Here is an 18,120-nt window from a genome sequence, read left to right as displayed (position 1 = left end):
AGAAAATGAAACGGCGCGCTAACGAGCTCAGCACCATTGATCGCAATATCCTGCGCGTCCTGCAGAAAAACGGGCGCACCAGTTACGCCGAGCTGGCCCGCCAGGTCGGGCTTACCCCCACCCCCTGTGTGGAGCGGGTCAAGAGAATGGAGTCCGATGGCGTGATCCAGGGCTATACCGCACTGATCAACCCGGAGTTTCTCGACGCCGCGCTGGTCGTGTTTGTACAGATCAGCCTGAACCGCTCCGCCCAGGATGCCTTTGAGGCCTTCCGCAACGCAGTATCCGCGCTACCGGAAGTCCAGGAGTGCTATCTGGTCTCTGGAAATTTCGACTATCTGATCAAAGCCCGGGTGGCGGACATGAGCGCCTACCGCAAGTTCTACGGGGAAACCCTGCTCACCCTGCCGGAGGTGCAGGAGTGCACCAGCTATGTGGTGATGGAGCAGGTAAAAGAAACTCTGGAAGTGCCGGTGCACTACAACCGGTAACCAATAATCGAGGACGGGATATGGCGAAGAGCCCACAAGAGGCCCTTCGCTCAAAGAGTCAGTAGGGAATGCCCAGCTTGCGATACAGGAAGCCGATCACCCAGGCCGGTCCGATCAGCAAAAACTGCAGATCCTTGAAGAAGGAAGGTTTTTTACCTTCAATGTGGTGCCCTACAAACTGGAATATCCACATTACAACGAAGATCCCCACAGACCACCACCACACGCTCTGCCCCGCCGCCTGCAGGGCGCTGCAGGCCCACAGACACAGCCCGGAAAGAGTGGCCATTCCCAGAGCCAGCGGCACGGACATTGCCAGGTAAAACAGGATCGTCGGCACCAGTGCCACTACCGCCCAGTTGAGCCACGACAGCTGCGCCATCCAGTGAGGCTGGGGTATAGACCAGAAAAGTCCGACTACCGTCAGGTAGATGAGGGGGACAGCCACCCAGTGGATGGTCTTGTTGATGGGGTTCTGATGGCTCTCGCCGTATTCGCTGAACCACTGTTGTGCCGTGCGCATGGTTTCCCTCGCCTTAATTGTTATTGGGTTTGGCTTCGGGTGGATGGTACTCGAAAACCCGACAAGACCAAATGGTCACAAACTTCCAACCGGCAAGGCACCGGGCGCCCTCCGGAGCCCGGTGCCTACGCACAGTACAAAAGGATGGTATCGCGTCGCTAACAACGTTACCGGCGCACGCAGGCATCCAGCTGCATCCGGTACCGCTCCGCCATATCGTCATCAAAACAGCAGAAAACGATGTGCCGTGGCCCACCGTCGCGATCCAGGTGGTGCTGCGCCTGTTCCACGGCAATTTCGACGGCCAGTTCTGGTGGGTAATCGTAAACCCCGCAACTGATGGCGGGGAACGCAATAGAGTGAACATTTTCACGACGGGCGAGATTCAGGCACTGGCGGTAACAGCTGGCCAGCAATTCGGGCTCCCCCAGATTGCCGCCCCGCCACACAGGGCCAACGGTGTGGTATATGCGTTTGACCGGCAGACGGAACCCCGGTGTCACGCGCACATCCCCCACCGGACACCCGCCGATCTGGCGACAGGCCTCCAGCAGTTCCGGACCGGCGGCGCGATGAATGGCGCCGTCCACGCCACCACCACCGAGGAGCCTCTGGTTGGCTGCATTGACGATTACATCCACATGCAACCGAGTGATATCACCGAGGTGTACTTCGATCACTCCAACTACTCCAACCGCGGCGCCAACCGTCAATCGCGCATCGCTGCGCCAGTACCGCAATCAGACTGCTGCTACTGCCCCATTAACTGACGGTGGCGCGTGGATATTCCTTCGGGGCAATGCGTCACGGCACTTACTAAAACAATAGCAGCTGCGGACAGCACGAACCCCGGTAGAAGCTCGTATATATCGAAGATTCCACCAGAGAGCTGTTTCCAGATCACTACGGTTATACCGCCCACAAGAACCCCGGCAATGGCGCCGGCGCCCGTCATGCGCGACCAGTACAGGCTGATCAGGATGGCGGGACCAAAGGCGGCACCGAGACCTGCCCACGCGTAAGCCACCACGTCCAGCACTTTGGAATCCGGGTCCATCGCCACCCCTACGGCAACCAGGGATAGCGCGACCACCGCCCAGCGGCCGACCCTGACGATACTCTCCGACGTCGCCTGTTTGCCAAACCAGACATGGTACATGTCTTCCGCAAGCGCAGCCGACGACACCAGCAACTGGGAATCCGCAGTACTCATGATGGCGGAAAGTATTGCCGCCAGCAGAATGCCCGCCGCCAGTGGATGGAAAAGCGTTTCCACCAGTGCCATGAAAATGCGTTCACCGTCCGGCAGTGTCTGGGTGAGCTCCAGATGTCCAAACAGACCCACACACATGGCCCCGAGGAAACCCGCCAGAGACCAGATCGCTGCCACGGTGGCCGCCGCCGGCATATCGTCCGGATGACGCAGCGCTTTGAATCGGGCGAGGATATGTGGTTGTCCGAAATAGCCCAGCCCCCATGCGAGTGAACTCAGAATGGCGGCTATACCGAGAGACTTGCCGGTGTTATCACTCATCCAGTGCATCAACTCCGGATGCTGCTCCTGCATGGATGCCCAGGCAGACCCCCAACCACCTTCATCGGAAATCACCATCACCGGCACAATGACCAGCGCCAGGCTCATCAGCAGCCCCTGAAACACATCCGTCCACGACACCGCGAGAAAACCGCCGAACAGGGTGTAGGAAATGACAGCAATGGCTCCAATCACTACCGCCCACTGATAATCCCAGCCGAATACGGTCTCGAACAATTTGCCACCGGCAATCAGACCCGAGGCCACATAAAACAGAAAAAACAACAGTACGAAGAAGGCACAGATGGTGCGCAGGTAGGGATGGCCCATGTTAAAGCGACGGTGCAGATACGCCGGAACCGTGAGCGAGTCGTCGAGCGCATAACTGTAAATTCGCAACCGCCGGGCCATCGTCGTCCAGCTGAGTACTATGCCGCTGAACAGACCGATCGCAATCCACCCGGACGAAAGACCGCTGGCGTAGGCCGCCCCCGGGAGCCCGAGCAACAGCCAGCCGCTCATATCCGAGGCGCCGGCACTGAGCGCGGCAACTGCGGGTGGCAGTGAGCGGCCGCCAAGAAAATAATCACTCGCGTCTTTGGTTCGCAGATACGCGTAGACACCGATCGCCAGAATCAGCGCCAGGTAGGCGATGAATGTCAGCGCGACAAGCCATTGTCCAGACATGTGGGGTTCCCCGTCAGAATTGGCAGATTCCGCTTTCTTTGGCGAAAGAATAGGCTGAATCCGTCTTTATTGGTCTTTAATGCGCGTAAATCTACCCATTCGCTGGCGTTTACTCAATCGGCAAACTAAACCAAGGGTGATAGAGACGAAACAAGTCCAGCGCTTGAAAGCCGCCAAGGATGGCGTTTTCAGACTGAGCTGTAAGGGAATCACAAAGCATTATGGGTATTTGTCTAGACGAACTGCGCCTGCTCGTGGTTCGTCCCACACTCAAGCAATTGCGCGCCTGGTCTCCGGGGATGGAAGCCCTGCTGCTCGGCACTGCGGCACAGGAGTCCGAACTCGGATTTCACCTCAAACAGGGCTCGCGCCACGGCATGGGAATATTCCAGATCCTACCCAGTACCCACCGTCAGGTGTGGGATAAATATCTCATCAATTTTCCAGCGCTCGCCTCCAAGGTACGCGGACTCGCGAGCCAGCGGGATTTCCTGCAACACCCCCACGCCGAACTCGCCACCAACCTGCGTTATGCCACCGCCATCGCCTGGCTGATATATCGCGCCGCCGGAGTGGAAAACGTAGAGAGCGGCGATCTGCCGCGCATGGCAAAGCTTTGGAAAAAATACTTTCACCACGGTCCCAGCGCCAGCCTGCGGGACTTTGTCGACAGTTACTGCAAACTGATTAAACCCACAGAAAATCCCGATGCCGAAAACGAAACAGCCGCGGTAGAAACCGCGGCTGTAACGAAAACCGACACGTTGCTCGTGGAAGACGACGAACTTACAGATTGCGGGCCTCAATATACAGAGGTCGGGAAGTCTCAGCCGAATTCACTGCATTCGCCATCCCATCTGCCACATCCTCATCGCGAGCATCTTCCGGAATCCAGGAATCCACATACTGCTCGATCGAACGCGCGTCCGCCGCAGGCGCGGGTTTAGTACGATCCAGCTCCAGACTCTCGAAATCGTACAGATCCCGGTCCGCCAGCTGTGACGGCGACACCCGTGTCAATGCGGCAAATATATTGTCGCTACGGCCGGGGAATTTGCGGTCCCATTCATTCAGCATCCCCTTGATCGCCTGTCGCTGCAGATTCTCCTGGCTGCCGCACAGGTTGCATGGAATGATCGGGAACTGTTTATGATCCGCGAACGCAATCAGGTCCGTCTCACGACAGTAAGCCAGCGGGCGAATCACGATGTTGCGCCCGTCATCCGCGCGCAGCTTGGGCGGCATCGCCTTCAGGCGGCCGCCGTAAAACATGTTCAGGAACAGCGTCTCGACAATATCGTCCTTGTGGTGCCCCAGCGCCACCTTGGTCGCACCGATCTCCTCGGCAAACCCGTACAGAGTACCGCGACGCAGGCGGGAACAGAGCCCGCAGGTGGTCTTGCCTTCCGGAATCACCTCTTTCACCACGCTGTAGGTGTCCTTGTTCACAATGTGATAAGGCACCCCGATGGATTGCAGATACTCCGGCAGGATGTGCTCCGGGAAGCCCGGCTGCTTCTGATCCATATTCACCGCCACCAGCTCAAAGTGCACCGGCGCGGTCTTCTGCAGGTTCATCAGGATATCCAGCATCGCATAGGAATCCTTGCCGCCGGACAGGCACACCATCACCTTGTCGCCCTCTTCAATCATGTTGAAGTCAGCGATCGCCTTGCCCACATTGCGGCGCAGGCGCTTCTGCAGCTTGTTGAATTCCAGACGCTCGCGGCGGTTTTCCAGATCAGACATGGGTAAATCTCGAAAAAAATCAGGGCGCGATTGTACGCTTTCCGATCAAGAAGTGCACAGGCTATCGGACCGGGGGTCCACATTGCCTTTCAATATGATTTCCAGGCACGGCCATACATGCTCCAGCAGCGCCGGCTGGGCCTTGGCCGTCGGGTGGATACCATCCCGCTGCATGGCCCCCTCCACCAGTGCCACCGTCTCCAGAAAGAACGGCACCAGCGGCACCTGCTCGGATTTCGCCACCTTCGGGTATACCGCCGCAAATGCCTGCGTATACGCCTTGCCGTAATTCGGCGGCATCTGCATCCCCAGCAGCAGCACCTCGACGCCACCCTCTCGGGCCAGCTGCACCATCCGCACCAGATTCTGCTGCAGCGCCCGCGGCGGATAGCCGCGCAGCCCATCGTTACCGCCAAGCTCCACCACCAGCCAGTCAGGTGAGTGTTCACTCAGTAGTCTCGGCAACCGCGCCAGGCCACCGGCGGATGTCTCGCCGCTGACACTGGCGTTCACCACGCTTACCGCCAGATCCCGCTCCCTGAGGCGATCCCGCAGCAACTGCACCCAGCCCTCACGCTCATCGATGCCATAGGCTGCGCTGATACTGTCCCCCAGTACCAGCAGGGTTTTCTGCGACTCATCGGCCTGCGCTATGGTCGCGTACAACAAAACGATCAACAGCAGACTGTGCGAGATAAAACCCGGGCTCAGATACCGGAAAAAAACTGCCGCCATGTCATACTCTCCACTTCTCAATGCACACATTTTGCAGGAATTACAGGGACTTGCCATGTCAGTGATGCTCAAAGCCGAAAACCTCCACCATCGGGTAGCAACCAGTGAAGGTCCTCTGACTCTGCTGACGGATATCTCCCTGCAACTCCCCGCCGGCCAGAGTCTCGCCATTACGGGCGCCTCCGGTTCCGGCAAGTCCACCCTGCTCGGCCTGCTGGCCGGGCTGGACCGCCCAACCGAAGGCAAGATCTGGCTCGCCGGCGAAGAAATCACCGCCATGGACGAAGAACAGCGCGCGGCGCTCCGCGCCCGCAGCGTCGGCTTCGTATTCCAGACCTTCCAGCTGCTGCCCGGCCTCACCGCCCGGGAAAACGTCATGCTCCCCAGCGAGCTGCGCGGCGAACGCAACGCCGGCAAGCGCGCCGAGGAGTTCCTCGAGCGCGTCGGCCTCGGCCACCGGTTGCACCACTACCCCCGCCAACTCTCCGGCGGCGAACAGCAGCGCGTGGCCATCGCGCGCGCGTTTTGCAGCATCGCCAACGACGCGTCGACCGCAGCCCACGGCATCCTGTTCGCCGACGAGCCCACTGGCAGCCTCGACGCCCACAACGGTGAGAAGGTTATCGACCTGCTGTTCAACCTCAATGCCGAAACCGGCACCACCCTGGTACTGGTAACTCACGAGCAGCGCCTGGCGGAGCGCTGTCGTGCGCACCTGCGCATGGCCGCGGGCGAAATCACCACCGCGGATATTCCCGATAATTTCGTTGAGGTGTCTGCCTGATGCTGCCGCTGAAACTGCTCGGCCGCGACTGGCGCGGCGGCGAGCTGGCCCTGATCGCCACTGCGCTGGTACTGGCGGTGAGCTGCGTGACCGCCATCGCCCACTTTTCCGACCGCCTCACCCGGGCCATGCACATCCAGTCCCAGAGCTTCCTGGCCGCCGAGCGCGTACTGCAGAGCAGCAAGGAAGTTTCGCGCGATTGGCTGGATAAAGCGGACGAGCTGGGACTGCAACAGGCAGAAACTGTTGAGTTCGCGTCCATGCTCTCCGCCGGCGATGAATTCCAGTTTGCCTCGGTCAAGGCCGTAAGCGACGGCTACCCGCTGGTGGGCCATCTGGAAATGCGCGCGAACACCGATGACCAGCCCCAGAAAGTCCACCGTGGCCCCGCACCCGGTCAGGTGTGGCTGGAAGCGCGCCTGCTACCGCTGATGGATCTGAAGATCGGTGACAGCCTGCAGCTGGGCGACGGCGACTTCACCGTCGCCGGCATTCTCGACCACGAACCGGATCGCGGCACCAATCTGTTCTCCATGGGCGCGCGCCTGATGATGAATCGCGCCGACCTCGCCGCCACCAATATCCTGCAGCCCGGCAGCCGCGTGACCTATCGCTACCTGTTGGCCGGCGACGACGCGGCACTGAAACAGTATTTCGACTGGCTGAAACCCCAGCTCAGTGATCACGAGCGGGTGATCGACCTGGAGGAAGGTCAGCCGCGGGTCGCGCGCACCCTGGATCGCGCAGAAAGTTTCCTGTTCCTCGCCGCCAGCCTCGCGGTGTTGCTCGCCAGCGTCGCCGTCGGTCTCGCCGCGCGTCGCTACGGCCTGCGCCACGCCAATTATGTGGCGGTGATGAAAAGCCTTGGCGCCGGCAGAAACAAAATCCTCGGCATCTACATTGGCCAGATGACGGCTCTCGCGCTGATCGCCACCGCAATCGGCCTTGCCATCGGCTCCCTGATCCAGGCTCAGGCCGTCAACCTGCTGCAAGGCTTCTTCCCGGTCACTCCGCCCCCAAGTGGGCTGCAACCCTTACTGGTCGGCCTCGCCACCGGCATCGCCTGTGTTATCGGCTTTGCCCTGCCGCCGCTCTTCCGTCTGGCCAAAACCGACCCCATGCAGACATTGCGGCAGGACTGGAGCAACCCGGACAAACGGGAGTGGCTCGGCCTGATTCCCGGCCCGCTGTCCATGCTTCTGCTGATCTGGTGGCTCTCCGGCAGTATCAGTATCACCCTCGCCCTGCTCGCCGGCCTCGGCCTGCTGGTGGCCGGCGCCGCGCTGATCAACCGCATACTGGTGCGCGGAAGACTGGCCAACCTCGGCGGCAGCTGGCGCATTGCGCTCGGCAGCCTCCAGCGCCGCGCCGGCTTCAACACTCTGCTGATCGCCGCCTTCGGCACCGGCCTGCTCGCCATGCTCGCCATGTTCTACGCGCGCACCGCACTGATCGACGAGTGGAAAATGCAGCTCCCGGACAACGCGCCCAACCACTTCCTCGTCAACATCGCCCCTTACGAACTGGACGGTATCAAGCAGAAAGTCGAAGGCAAAAATCTTGAAGGCACCGAGTTCTACCCCATGGTGCGCGGCCGTCTCATCGCCGTTAACGGCACCCCGGTCACCGAGCGCGAACAAAAAGACGGCGCCATCCGCCGCGAACTCAACCTCAGCTGGACCGACACCCTTCCCGCCGACAACAAAATCGTCGCCGGTGAATGGTGGAATGAGAACCTCAGTGAAGGCGTATCGGTAGAAGTCGAAGTCGCCGCCCGCCTCGGCCTAAACCTCGGCGACGTGCTGCGCTTCTCCATCGGCGGCCTCGAAACCGAAGCCACCATCACCAGTCTGCGCACCCTCGACTGGAACAGCATGCGCCCCAACTTCTTCATGCTGTTCGCCCCGGGAAGCCTTGACACCTTCCCTGCCACCTACATTCAGAGCTTCTACCTGCCGCCGGAAGACAAACTGTTCGTCAACGAACTGGTGAAAAACTTCCCCAGCGTCAGTATTATCGAACTGGATAAAATCCTCGAAAATATCCGCGAAACCATCGGCCAGGTCGCCGTCGCCGTCGAGTCCGTTCTCGCCCTCATGCTAGTAGCCGGCGTACTCGTGCTGATCGCCGGCGTCCGCGCCAGTATCGCCGAACGTTTGCAGGAAGCCGCCGTCATCCGCACACTGGGCGGCCGCCGGCAATTGCTGATGCGCAGCCTGATGATCGAATTCGGCTTGCTGGGGATTGCGGCGGGATTGCTTGCGGCCATCGGTACCGAAGCGACACTGGCCGTGCTTACCCAGCGTGTGTTCGATATGCCGTTTAATTTCCACCCGGGATTGTGGCTGCTTGGGCCGCTTGTTGGCGCGCTGCTGGTAGGCACCGCAGGTACGCTGGCATGTAGAAGTGCAGTAAGCCAGCCGCCGCTCAAAGTTCTGCGGGAACTGGCTTGATCCGACTTCGTAGCGCTGGATTCCGGCCTTCGCCGGAATGACGATAGAGCGATTTTTTTTGCTTACGAAGTAAATTGCTAAAAATTGAAGGTGAAGTGCCGGGTATCTGTTTTCGGAAGCGTCGCAAACAGGAAGTTTGCGCCGCAGCGCCCAGGGATGGGTTGAAGGGGGGCGCCTAGCCCGGTTCCGAAAACAGATACCCGGTGCTTCACCGCCACCCACCTGCTTAAAAAGAAATCCCACTGAACCATGATGGATTTACAGTTCGACAAAACCCACATCTGGCACCCCTACTCCTCCCTGATCAATCCGCCCCCCGTCTACCCCATCACACGAGCTGAGGGTGTACGGATTTTTCTGGAAGACGGAAGAGGACTGATCGACGGCATGAGCTCCTGGTGGAGCACCCTGCACGGCTACAACGTTCCCGAACTGAACGCCGCCATGCAAAGCCAGATGGAAAAAATGAGCCATGTCATGTTCGGCGGACTCACGCACGAGCCCGCCATCGATCTGTGCAAGAAGCTCGTCGCACTTACACCGGAACCCTTGCAGAAAGTCTTCCTCGCTGACTCCGGCTCAGTATCCGTCGAAGTCGCCATAAAAATGGCCCTGCAATACTGGCACTCCCAGGGCAAACCGGAAAAAAACAAACTGCTGGCCCTGCGCAACGGCTATCACGGTGATACCTTCGGCGCCATGGCTGCCTGCGACCCCGTCACCGGCATGCACCACCTCTTCGCCAGCCAGCTAACCCAACACCTGTTCGCACCAGCTCCCACCCCAATATTCGACGCCACCTGCACAGAACAGGACACCGCCGAACTGCAGCGCCTTATCGAACACAACCACCAAAACCTCGCCGCCGTCATTCTCGAACCCATCGTCCAGGGCGCCGGCGGCATGCGCTTCTATTCGCCGGGATACCTGAAGCGTGTACGCCAACTCTGCGATCAGTATGACCTGCTGCTGATTGCCGACGAAATCGCCACCGGCTTCGGGCGCAGCGGCAAAATGTTCGCCTGTGAACACGCCGGCATTTCGCCGGACATCCTCACCCTTGGCAAGGCACTGACCGGCGGCACCCTGACCCTGGCAGCAACACTATGCACCGACAAAGTGGCGAGCGGGATCTGTAACGGTGAGGCTGGTGTGTTCATGCACGGCCCAACGTTTATGGGTAACCCCATGGCCTGCGCCGTCGCCAATGCGAGTATCGATTTATTGCTGTCACGCGACTGGAAACAACAGGTCGACGCCATCGAGCAGCAATTGCGGCAGGAGCTGGCACCGTTGAAAAGTGCCAGTGGCGTCGCCGATGTACGCGTACTCGGTGCTATCGGCGTAGTGGAAATGAAACAGCCGGTCGACAACAGAACGCTGCAGCAAAGCCTGATCGAGCGAGGGGTCTGGTTGCGCCCCTTTGGCAAACTGGTTTATACCATGCCGCCCTACATCATCGGTGCCGATGCTTTACACCAGCTGACCGAAGCAATGGTGGCAACACTGGGAGATAACTAGAGGTGTGCGCGATCGCCCGGTATTGCACCGGGCGCCACTCACCAACTCAATATTTAACGCTGCAACCGTACGCGCGCGAAGACGCGACCGCTACGGCATTGCCTGCCATCGACGCGTCCAGTGCGGCCGCCACGTAGTTTGCAGAATCGGCGATAACCGCAGGATTGGCAGAGTCGTTATCATCAATTGCGCCCGCGTAGACCACCTGCCCCTCCGGATTGATGATGAACATATGCGGTGTCGTCTTGGCACCGTAGGCACGCCCCATACTGCCATCGACATCCAGCAGGAACGGCGCGCTGGCGTTCAGGTCGTGGCTCTCCGCCACTTCCAGCGCCTGTGCCGGCTCCAGATAGCCCTGTTTGCCCTTGGAGGAGGAAATTACCGTAAGCCAATTGATATCCCGGCTGGTATATTTTTCCTGCAGGGCCTGCATATTCCCACTGCCGTAGTGCTTTTTCACATAGGGGCAGTCCTTGTTGAACCATTCCAGCACCAGCCATTGGCCTCTGTAATCAGCGAGACGGTGAGATTTCCCGGCCGCATCCACCTCGGAAAAATCCGGTGCCTTTTCGCCGGGAACAGCGGCGGCAAAAGCCAATGTCGGCGCCGCCAAAAGGGCCAGGACAAAATTTCTTACCGCGTACAGTTTGCGAGAGGTCAAATGAGACGACATCAGATCGGGTTTATTCACAATGGTCATCCTTTTTGTCGTGAGTCATGTGGAAAGAGCGATGGGCAAGTATTACACGCGGACCTTCGCGACCGCCGGTAGAACAGGTGCTCATACCGCCTATTCAAATAACGCCGCAATCATGCGCTCCTGCAAAATCTGAGGTAGCAGCTCCGGGGTACTGGCACCGGGTGCGTACCAGGCATAGACAGGCACGGAATTACGCCCCAGTTCCGCCAATGCCGCGGTAATTTCCGAATCCTGATTCGTCCAGTCCGCGCGGATCAACAGAACATCATTTTCGTGAAACATGTTTTGCACTGGCGCAGTATCCAGCACCAGTTTTTTATTTACCTGACAAGTGATGCACCAGGCCGCCGTGTAGTCGATAAAGACTGCGCGATTTTCCGCTCTCGCCTGGGCGATAGCCGCAGCATCGAACGGCTGCCAGCCGGACAACAGCTCGGGGCTTCCCTGCAGTGCATCTCTCTGCGGAACGCTGAGTGTGCCAAAGCCGGTGAACAAAACCAGCAGCGCCATCACATAACCTGCAAATTTTGCGCGCCGGCTGCCGGAGAAGCTGGTGCCGATCCACAGGGCAAACCCCAAGCCCAGCATAAGTACCGTGCCTATCACCCAACCGGTGTCGCCCAGCATGCGCCCCAGCACCCAAAGCAACCAGATCACCGTAGCGTAAAGCGGAAAGGCCAACAGTTGCCGCACCCGATCCATCCAGGGGCCGGGTTTCGGTAGCCTGTGCAACAGTGCGGGAGAGGCACAGAGCAACAGAAACGGGGCAGCGAGACCCGCGCCCAGTCCCAGAAATATCACCATGGCATAAACCGCCGGCATCACGGCCGCCGCGCCCAGCGCCGCGCCCATAAACGGGCCGGTGCAGGGGGCGGCCACAAAAACCGCAAGTACACCGGTCACAAAAGAGCCACCGCGACTGTGCCCTGCCACCAGCATCAACCGATGCCCGAATTCAAACACACCGCTGAACGACAGGGCCATCAGCCAAAAGAGCACAATCAATCCCAGCACAACCGACGGTGACTGCAACTGGAAACCCCAGCCGACGGCGGCACCACCGGCGCGCAGTACCATCAGCAGGCCGCCGAGTATGGCGAACGTGGCGAGCACGCCGGCACTGTATAGCAGGCCTTCTTTCACGCGACTGCCACTGCCCTGGTCAATCAACCCAAAGAGTTTGATGGACAGTACCGGAAATACACAGGGCATCAGATTCAGGATCACGCCGCCGGCGAACGCCGCGAGCACCAGCAACCAAAAGGATTGCGTCTCTTCCTCAAGTACCGCAGTGACCACGGGCGCAGCCACAATGGGAATAGCGTCGAACTGCCAGGCGGAGCCTTCATCAACAACCACAAACCCAGTCGCCTCCGCCGCGGGCGCTCCCGGTACTTTGCTGAATGTAAAGTGCACGCGGTCACCGTCGATTTCCAGTGTCGGCTGGCTGGCCTGCAGCAGTTCCCCGTCCAGAGGAAAGACCGACGGTTGTCCGTCCCGATGACGGCCAGACGTATTGCGCAGGGAAAGGCGCAAGAGGTCGCCGCGGCGAGTGAGGCGCTCCACCTGCCATGGACTTTGCCCGGATGGTTGCGGCACCCGGGCGAGAAAGTGGTTGCGCAACGTCAGATCGTCTTGATTCCAGCGGCTTTCGCTCCCGCTATTTCCCCCACCTGCCGGCCGCGACAACGTCAGACTGCCGAAACCGGGAATACAATCCACCTTACACACCAACCATTCCAGATTGACGGCCAGCTCGAGTGTTTCCATTCGGGCAGTCACATCAAACAGATAGGCAACATTGCCCGCATAGCCGAGATTGGTGAGGTGTTCGATGGGCAGGCGCTCGGGGTACGGCCACAGTATCTTCCCCACGTCCCCATTGCCGGAAATATCAAACCGCGGCGCCGCACCGGAATCCCCGGCATTGCGCCAGTAAACGTGCCAGCCGGGATCGACCTCGAAATAGAATCCGAGCGTTTCTGCTGAAGCTCCCATTTGCTGAGGGGCCAACCAGCGAACGCGGACATGATCACCACTGGCCGTTTCCTGCGCCCCCACATTCGTCGACAGCGCGTACGAGAGAAACAGTACGGCCACCGCCGCCAAGCGGTGGCGGATGTGCCCTATTCCGAAGAGCGTAAATTTCGGGGAAGCAAATGCCACAATAGCCTCGACTGCGGTGAACGTCCGGGCAGACCAAACCGCAGCTGCGCCAGTGCATGATGTTGGTAATCCGGATTCAGCCGGATTCAAAATTCCGGTCTATTGAACAGAAGTGCATCCAGCACTGCAAGCCCGTCCCCGGATACCCAGGCCCATCAAGAACGCATATCGACTGGGAGATCCAGCATGGCTGAAACGTGGCTGATTTCCGCCGCAAGACTTGCAACCGCAAGCGCCTCAAGAATATCCGCATCCGCGGCACCGGCATCCCTGGCGTGCTCGATATAACGCTCCCCGTGATCGTGGGGCGAAAGATTACCGTGGCGGGCGATTTCCAGCAGGGCGTGTTCACGGGCTTCCAGGTGCGCGTGGTCGGGGTCGGTGCGAACACGCAGGATCTCGTGGGGATCCATTCCCAGTTGACGCAGCGCATTACTGTGCAAGGTGATGCCGTAATCGCTGTGCTCATCCGCAGCTACCATCAGAGCGATCTCCTCTTTCAGTCGCCGTGACAGGCCGCCGGTCAGCATCGTGTGCTGGTAGCGATCCCAAAGCTCCGCGAGCAGGGTGGGATGATTGGCGTAAGCCCGAAACACCGTGGGTACAAACCCGAGCTGTTCCCGGACTTCGCCGAGAATATCTGTCGCCCGTCGCTCCATATCGCCATTCGTCAGGGAAATTCTGCTCATCACTTGCCTCCTCACCACCGGTGCAATCAGGGTCCGCGCCACCCATAAACCAAATCCGGTTGGCGCACCCAAAATACTGGATATAATCACAGCATGCGAAAGATCATCCACTGCGACTGCGACTGCTTCTACGCCTCGGTAGAAATGCGAGACGACCCCAACCTGCGGGGCCGGCCTGTTGCCGTGGGTGGGTCGAGCGATCGCCGCGGAGTCATATCTACCTGTAACTACGAAGCACGCAGTTTCGGCGTGCGCTCGGCCATGCCGACCTCGCAGGCCAAAAAACTGTGTCCTGACCTGATTGTAGTGCCGGGCAATATGAAAAAATATCGGGAAGTGAGCGCACAGATCCGGGAAATTTTCCTCTCCTATACCGACATTATTGAACCGCTATCCCTCGACGAGGCCTTTCTCGATGTTACTGATAGCGTGCATTGCAATGGCAGCGCAACTCTGATTGCCAGAGAAATCCGTGCCCGGGTGTTCAAGGATCTGGGTATCACCATTTCCGCCGGTGTCGCCCCCAATAAGTTCCTTGCCAAAATCGCCAGTGACTGGCAAAAACCCGATGGACTGACAGTCATTAAACCGGACGCGGTAGAAGACTTTGTATTGCGCCTGCCCGTGAAAAAAATTCACGGTGTGGGACGGGTCACTGCAGAAAAAATGCACCGAGAGGGCATTCGCACCTGCAGCGATCTCAGGCGTTTTTCCATGGTGGAACTGGTGCAGAAATACGGAAAGTTCGGCAACCGGCTATTCCAGCTCTGTCGCGGCCAGGACCAGCGGCCGGTGAGCGGCGACGGGGCACGCAAAAGTGTCAGCGTCGAGCATACCTTCTCCGAAGATCTGCAAATGCACAAAGAGTGGCAGGAAGAAATGGTCAGTTTGTATGGCCGTCTTCAGGAACGTCTTGACAGGCTTGGGGATCGTTACGAAATCAGCGCTGCCGTCGTCAAGGTCAAGTACGCCGACTTCAGCCAGTCGACCCAGGAGCGAGGCAGCCGCGCCGCACGGATCACTGAGTTCAAGCAGCTGTTGCAACAATGTTGGGACAGGCGCAGCGATCCGATCAGACTGCTCGGTATCGGTGTGAAACTCAAAGATTTACGCGCCGATTTAGGGCCGGAGCAGCTGCCTCTTCCCCTCCGTGACAGAATGGGCCCGGCAGCCTGAAACTGCTCACTTTTCAGTCTACACGCGCGCCGAGCCATGTGCTCGGTCCCTGAGTAACAAGATAATTTGCCGCCATCTCGTACGTATTTTTACACACGGAACCTTTTCGCCAAACTCAGGTCCAGCGGCCCCGGACTATACTCCCAACACGGTCCTGAAAGCAGTTTCAACCACAAGTTTCCGTTTCTCCTTATTGGCACAAAATGAAGCGCGTACTTCCCAGTGCCCTGGTGGGTTGGTTCCTCAACTATGCCCGCGGGCTTAAACATCCCCAGCTGTTCAAGTGGATATGCGCACTATTTTTGGTCGACCTGATCATTCCCGACCTGGTGCCATTTGTGGATGAACTGCTGCTTGGACTCGCAACCCTGTTTCTCGCTGCATGGAAAAAACACAGCCAGGTGGAACAGGCGGGGCCAACCGCCCGCGACCATGCCGAAAAAGGAAACGGCAGGGACGAAAAGGTCGTCGGCGGATATGCGGAAAAAGTTACCGACGCAGACAAGACGTCGGAGCCCCAGACCGGAAACGGAAAACACTGAATCAGAGCGTGGTATTCGCTACCGCTGAGAATGCGAGCGAAATAAGGTTAACAGGCAGGTTACTCGTTTAACGATTTACCCGCGGACAGGAGTGTCCTCGGGGTGTGCAACCGGGTAAGTAGCAATGGGAATTAACGCCAAGGAGGCAAATCCCATGTTTGCGGACAAGTTGTGCAGTTTCAGTGATGAAGACTTGGTCAGCAAGTATTTCGTTACGCGCAGTCAGCGGGTTTTTCGGGAAATATATCGGCGTTACAAGGATCCCCTGTTTCGCTATTGTGCGCAGATGACACCGCAGCAATGTGTGTCGGTGATGGAGAACTTCTGGCGCAGCTTCATGCACACGCCACCGGACCTGCGCGGCAGAAATCTTAAAAACTGGCTGTTTATACACATCAGTCGACAGTTGCCGAATCCCGACCCGGCACATGAGACAGGCAACAGCGAAGACGAGTCCCTGCAATCGGCACTGGATAACTCAGAGGTTCTTCGCGCTATCCAGCAACTGCCCCACCGTGAGCGGAATATTTTTCTGCTGTTTACCGAGTGCGGACTTTCACTCACCACCATCGCCGATATCGAGAGACTGCCGCTGGCGCTGTGCAGAAATCTTCTGCAACAAAGCCGGCGGACCGTAGAGCTGGCCGTTCACGGCAGCCCGCGCAAGCCATGGAAATCCGCGGCTACACTGGCACAAGAAGCGGCCGCACAGCAGGAAGCTGCGCAACAGGGCACAGAAAATCCAGCAGCGCCCCAAAAGCCCGCAACCGGCTTCCCCTGGCGCAAAGCTCCAGATATTGCAGTGGCCGCCACCGCAGGTACCAACCGCTCCGTTGAGGTAGTGTGAGCATGAAGCGCAATCACTGGGAATCATCCTATCGTCAGGCGCGCAGCCAGTTGCGCACACCGGCGCCGTTGGAAACGAAAATCCTCGCGGATATCCGCGCGGTAAAGCCTATACACCCAACTGCAAGGTCAAGCAGCCGACTGTTGTCCCGTGCGGCCTCCGGGTTCAGCGCCGTGGCGATTGCTATCGTGTTGCTGCACCCCGCGCAGTATATTGGAGCGGCTCCCGGTCAGTGGACACCACAGCAAAGTGCGGAGCCTGCCGCACTTGAACGGTACCGCCCAAAGCCCGTGGCGATTGAAAAAAACATTGATGAATGGCATTCACTTCGCACCGAAGTAAAAGCGGGAAGTTACACAGAACTTTGCGCCCAGTGGCGCAGACAGCAACGGGGCGCAGCGACCAATACACTGCCAAATGATCTGGCCTCTGCAGCCCGCAAGCACTGTCGAATCCTTCCCTGATCCGCGTCGATACAGTCCTATAAAAAACGGGAGTACGTCACCTCACTCCCGTTTTTTATGCTGAGTATTTTCCCTCCACGGCCTTGATCAACCTCCCAGGCTGACCCCCATGGCCCGGGCTGCTTTCTGAATAAACTTCACGGTCTGATTCAGGCCGCCAACCAGCTCCCGCTGCCCCTTCTCGTCGGCAATCGCATCCAGGTTGGCCAGTACGTTTTCCGCCGTCTGCTGCTCCGGCGGCAAGTAGATGCCTTCCGTTTCCACAATACGCGCCTTCGCATAGCCGCCTGCACCGGCGCAGAGAATAAAGCGGTTGGGCGCGTCATCGGCAACGAGTGCAATCAGGCCCGCGGTGACGGATTCCGGTGTCAGCAAGTCCAGCGCATTCTGATCCGGGATAATATCTTCCGTCATACGGGTGGCCGCGGTGGGAGAAAGACAATTCACTTTGATGCCGTATTTCTCTCCCTCCAGATGCAGGGTATTCATCAGGCCAACCACGCCGGTTTTTGCGGCACCATAGTTGGACTGACCGAAGTTGCCATACAGACCCGAGGAAGACGTGGTCATCACAATACGGCCGTACTGTTGTTCACGCATAATATCCCACACCGCTTTGGTGCAGTTGACACTGCCCATCAGGTGAACATCCACCACCAGCTTGAAATCATCCATAGGTGCCTTTGCGAACGACTTGTCCCGCAGGATACCGGCGTTATTCACCAGAATGTCCACCCGCCCCCAACGCGCGACGGCCTCCGTCACCATTTCCTGTACTTGCTGGTAGTCGGTAACGTTGGCACCGTTGGCGATGGCCTCACCACCAGCGTCTACAATTTCCTTCACCACAGTTTCCGCTGCGGTCAGCGATCCGCCTGAACCATCGCGGGCACCGCCGAGATCGTTGACCACCACACGGGCACCGCGACGGGCCAGTTCCAGTGCATGAGAGCGGCCGAGGCCGTTACCCGCCCCGGTAACAATCGCCACCCGTCCTTCAAATGAAATCGTCATGGTTCTCTCCATCAATAGGTATTACTCAGTGTCAGAGCCTGT

The 18,120-nt window shown here is 58.8% G+C and carries 17 protein-coding genes; 7 read left to right on the top strand and 10 right to left on the bottom strand.

The genetic code is table 11. The annotated features are described in order from the left end of the window. The first annotated feature begins 5 nt into the window (after positions 1 to 5). Complete coding sequence (locus C3938_RS13535) at positions 6 to 491, top strand: Lrp/AsnC ligand binding domain-containing protein (RefSeq protein WP_105103798.1); 486 nt, start codon at positions 6 to 8, stop codon at positions 489 to 491. Positions 492 to 549: 58 nt separating this feature from the next. Here the strand turns inward: C3938_RS13535 and C3938_RS13530 are convergent, their stop codons facing one another. The 6 genes from C3938_RS13530 to C3938_RS13505 all read right to left on the bottom strand — a co-directional run bounded on the left by C3938_RS13530 (position 550) and on the right by C3938_RS13505 (position 5,719). After that, entirely contained in the window at positions 550 to 1,014 is a 465-nt protein-coding gene (locus C3938_RS13530; RefSeq protein WP_105103797.1) for a DUF962 domain-containing protein, read from the bottom strand. A gap of 167 nt (positions 1,015 to 1,181) precedes the next feature. Continuing rightward, positions 1,182 to 1,694 carry an O-acetyl-ADP-ribose deacetylase gene (locus tag C3938_RS13525; RefSeq protein WP_105104530.1) on the bottom strand — a complete coding sequence of 171 codons (513 nt, stop codon included), beginning with the start codon at positions 1,692 to 1,694 and terminating at the stop codon, positions 1,182 to 1,184. Positions 1,695 to 1,765: 71 nt separating this feature from the next. Next, a complete protein-coding gene (gene putP, locus C3938_RS13520) occupies positions 1,766 to 3,235 on the bottom strand; it encodes a sodium/proline symporter PutP (protein WP_105103796.1) in 1,470 nt (489 codons plus the stop codon). A 395-nt stretch (positions 3,236 to 3,630) separates the two neighbouring features. Continuing rightward, complete coding sequence (locus C3938_RS13515; RefSeq protein WP_105103795.1) at positions 3,631 to 4,041, bottom strand: hypothetical protein; 411 nt, start codon at positions 4,039 to 4,041, stop codon at positions 3,631 to 3,633. Continuing rightward, a complete protein-coding gene (ttcA, locus tag C3938_RS13510; protein WP_105103794.1) occupies positions 4,022 to 4,984 on the bottom strand; it encodes a tRNA 2-thiocytidine(32) synthetase TtcA in 963 nt (320 codons plus the stop codon). The genes C3938_RS13515 and ttcA overlap by 20 nt, the downstream gene beginning before the upstream one ends. Positions 4,985 to 5,029: 45 nt before the next feature. Beyond that, positions 5,030 to 5,719, bottom strand: a complete 690-nt coding sequence (locus C3938_RS13505) for an arylesterase (RefSeq protein WP_105103793.1) — start codon at positions 5,717 to 5,719, stop codon at positions 5,030 to 5,032. A 55-nt stretch (positions 5,720 to 5,774) separates the two neighbouring features. Here C3938_RS13505 and C3938_RS13500 point away from each other — a divergent pair, with 55 nt between their 5' ends. The 3 genes from C3938_RS13500 (at position 5,775) to bioA (ending at position 10,477) form a co-directional block, all read left to right on the top strand. Next, positions 5,775 to 6,503 carry an ABC transporter ATP-binding protein gene (locus C3938_RS13500; RefSeq protein ID WP_105103792.1) on the top strand — a complete coding sequence of 243 codons (729 nt, stop codon included), beginning with the start codon at positions 5,775 to 5,777 and terminating at the stop codon, positions 6,501 to 6,503. After that, positions 6,503 to 8,956, top strand: coding sequence for an ABC transporter permease (locus C3938_RS13495; RefSeq protein ID WP_105103791.1), 2,454 nt, complete (start codon positions 6,503 to 6,505; stop codon positions 8,954 to 8,956). Before C3938_RS13500 ends, C3938_RS13495 begins: the two co-directional genes overlap by 1 nt. A 249-nt stretch (positions 8,957 to 9,205) precedes the next feature. Next, on the top strand, positions 9,206 to 10,477 hold the full coding sequence (gene bioA, locus C3938_RS13490) for an adenosylmethionine--8-amino-7-oxononanoate transaminase (RefSeq protein WP_105103790.1): 1,272 nt from the start codon (positions 9,206 to 9,208) through the stop codon (positions 10,475 to 10,477). Between the two features lie 46 nt (positions 10,478 to 10,523). Here bioA and C3938_RS13485 read toward each other — a convergent pair whose 3' ends face one another. From C3938_RS13485 to C3938_RS13475, 3 genes are all read right to left on the bottom strand, one after another. After that, positions 10,524 to 11,171, bottom strand: coding sequence for a thioredoxin family protein (locus C3938_RS13485; protein WP_233998911.1), 648 nt, complete (start codon positions 11,169 to 11,171; stop codon positions 10,524 to 10,526). 99 nt (positions 11,172 to 11,270) lie between these two features. Then, positions 11,271 to 13,241 carry a protein-disulfide reductase DsbD family protein gene (locus C3938_RS13480; RefSeq protein WP_325027409.1) on the bottom strand — a complete coding sequence of 657 codons (1,971 nt, stop codon included), beginning with the start codon at positions 13,239 to 13,241 and terminating at the stop codon, positions 11,271 to 11,273. Between the two features lie 260 nt (positions 13,242 to 13,501). Next, complete coding sequence (locus tag C3938_RS13475) at positions 13,502 to 14,035, bottom strand: carboxymuconolactone decarboxylase family protein (protein ID WP_105103788.1); 534 nt, start codon at positions 14,033 to 14,035, stop codon at positions 13,502 to 13,504. Positions 14,036 to 14,128: 93 nt separating this feature from the next. Here C3938_RS13475 and dinB point away from each other — a divergent pair, with 93 nt between their 5' ends. From dinB to C3938_RS13460, 3 genes are all read left to right on the top strand, one after another. After that, positions 14,129 to 15,211 carry a DNA polymerase IV gene (gene dinB, locus C3938_RS13470; protein ID WP_105103787.1) on the top strand — a complete coding sequence of 361 codons (1,083 nt, stop codon included), beginning with the start codon at positions 14,129 to 14,131 and terminating at the stop codon, positions 15,209 to 15,211. A gap of 203 nt (positions 15,212 to 15,414) precedes the next feature. Then, complete coding sequence (locus C3938_RS18100) at positions 15,415 to 15,753, top strand: DUF6116 family protein (RefSeq protein WP_199775609.1); 339 nt, start codon at positions 15,415 to 15,417, stop codon at positions 15,751 to 15,753. Between the two features lie 124 nt (positions 15,754 to 15,877). Next, a complete protein-coding gene (locus tag C3938_RS13460) occupies positions 15,878 to 16,600 on the top strand; it encodes an RNA polymerase sigma factor (protein ID WP_105103786.1) in 723 nt (240 codons plus the stop codon). 551 nt (positions 16,601 to 17,151) lie between these two features. Here C3938_RS13460 and C3938_RS13450 read toward each other — a convergent pair. Next, a complete protein-coding gene (locus tag C3938_RS13450) occupies positions 17,152 to 18,078 on the bottom strand; it encodes an SDR family NAD(P)-dependent oxidoreductase (RefSeq protein WP_105103784.1) in 927 nt (308 codons plus the stop codon). Between the last annotated feature and the right edge of the window lie 42 nt (positions 18,079 to 18,120).

It is taken from the genome of Microbulbifer pacificus (assembly GCF_002959965.1).
GTDB classification, from domain to species: domain Bacteria; phylum Pseudomonadota; class Gammaproteobacteria; order Pseudomonadales; family Cellvibrionaceae; genus Microbulbifer; species Microbulbifer pacificus_A.
This window is presented reverse-complemented; position numbering and strand designations above follow the sequence as displayed.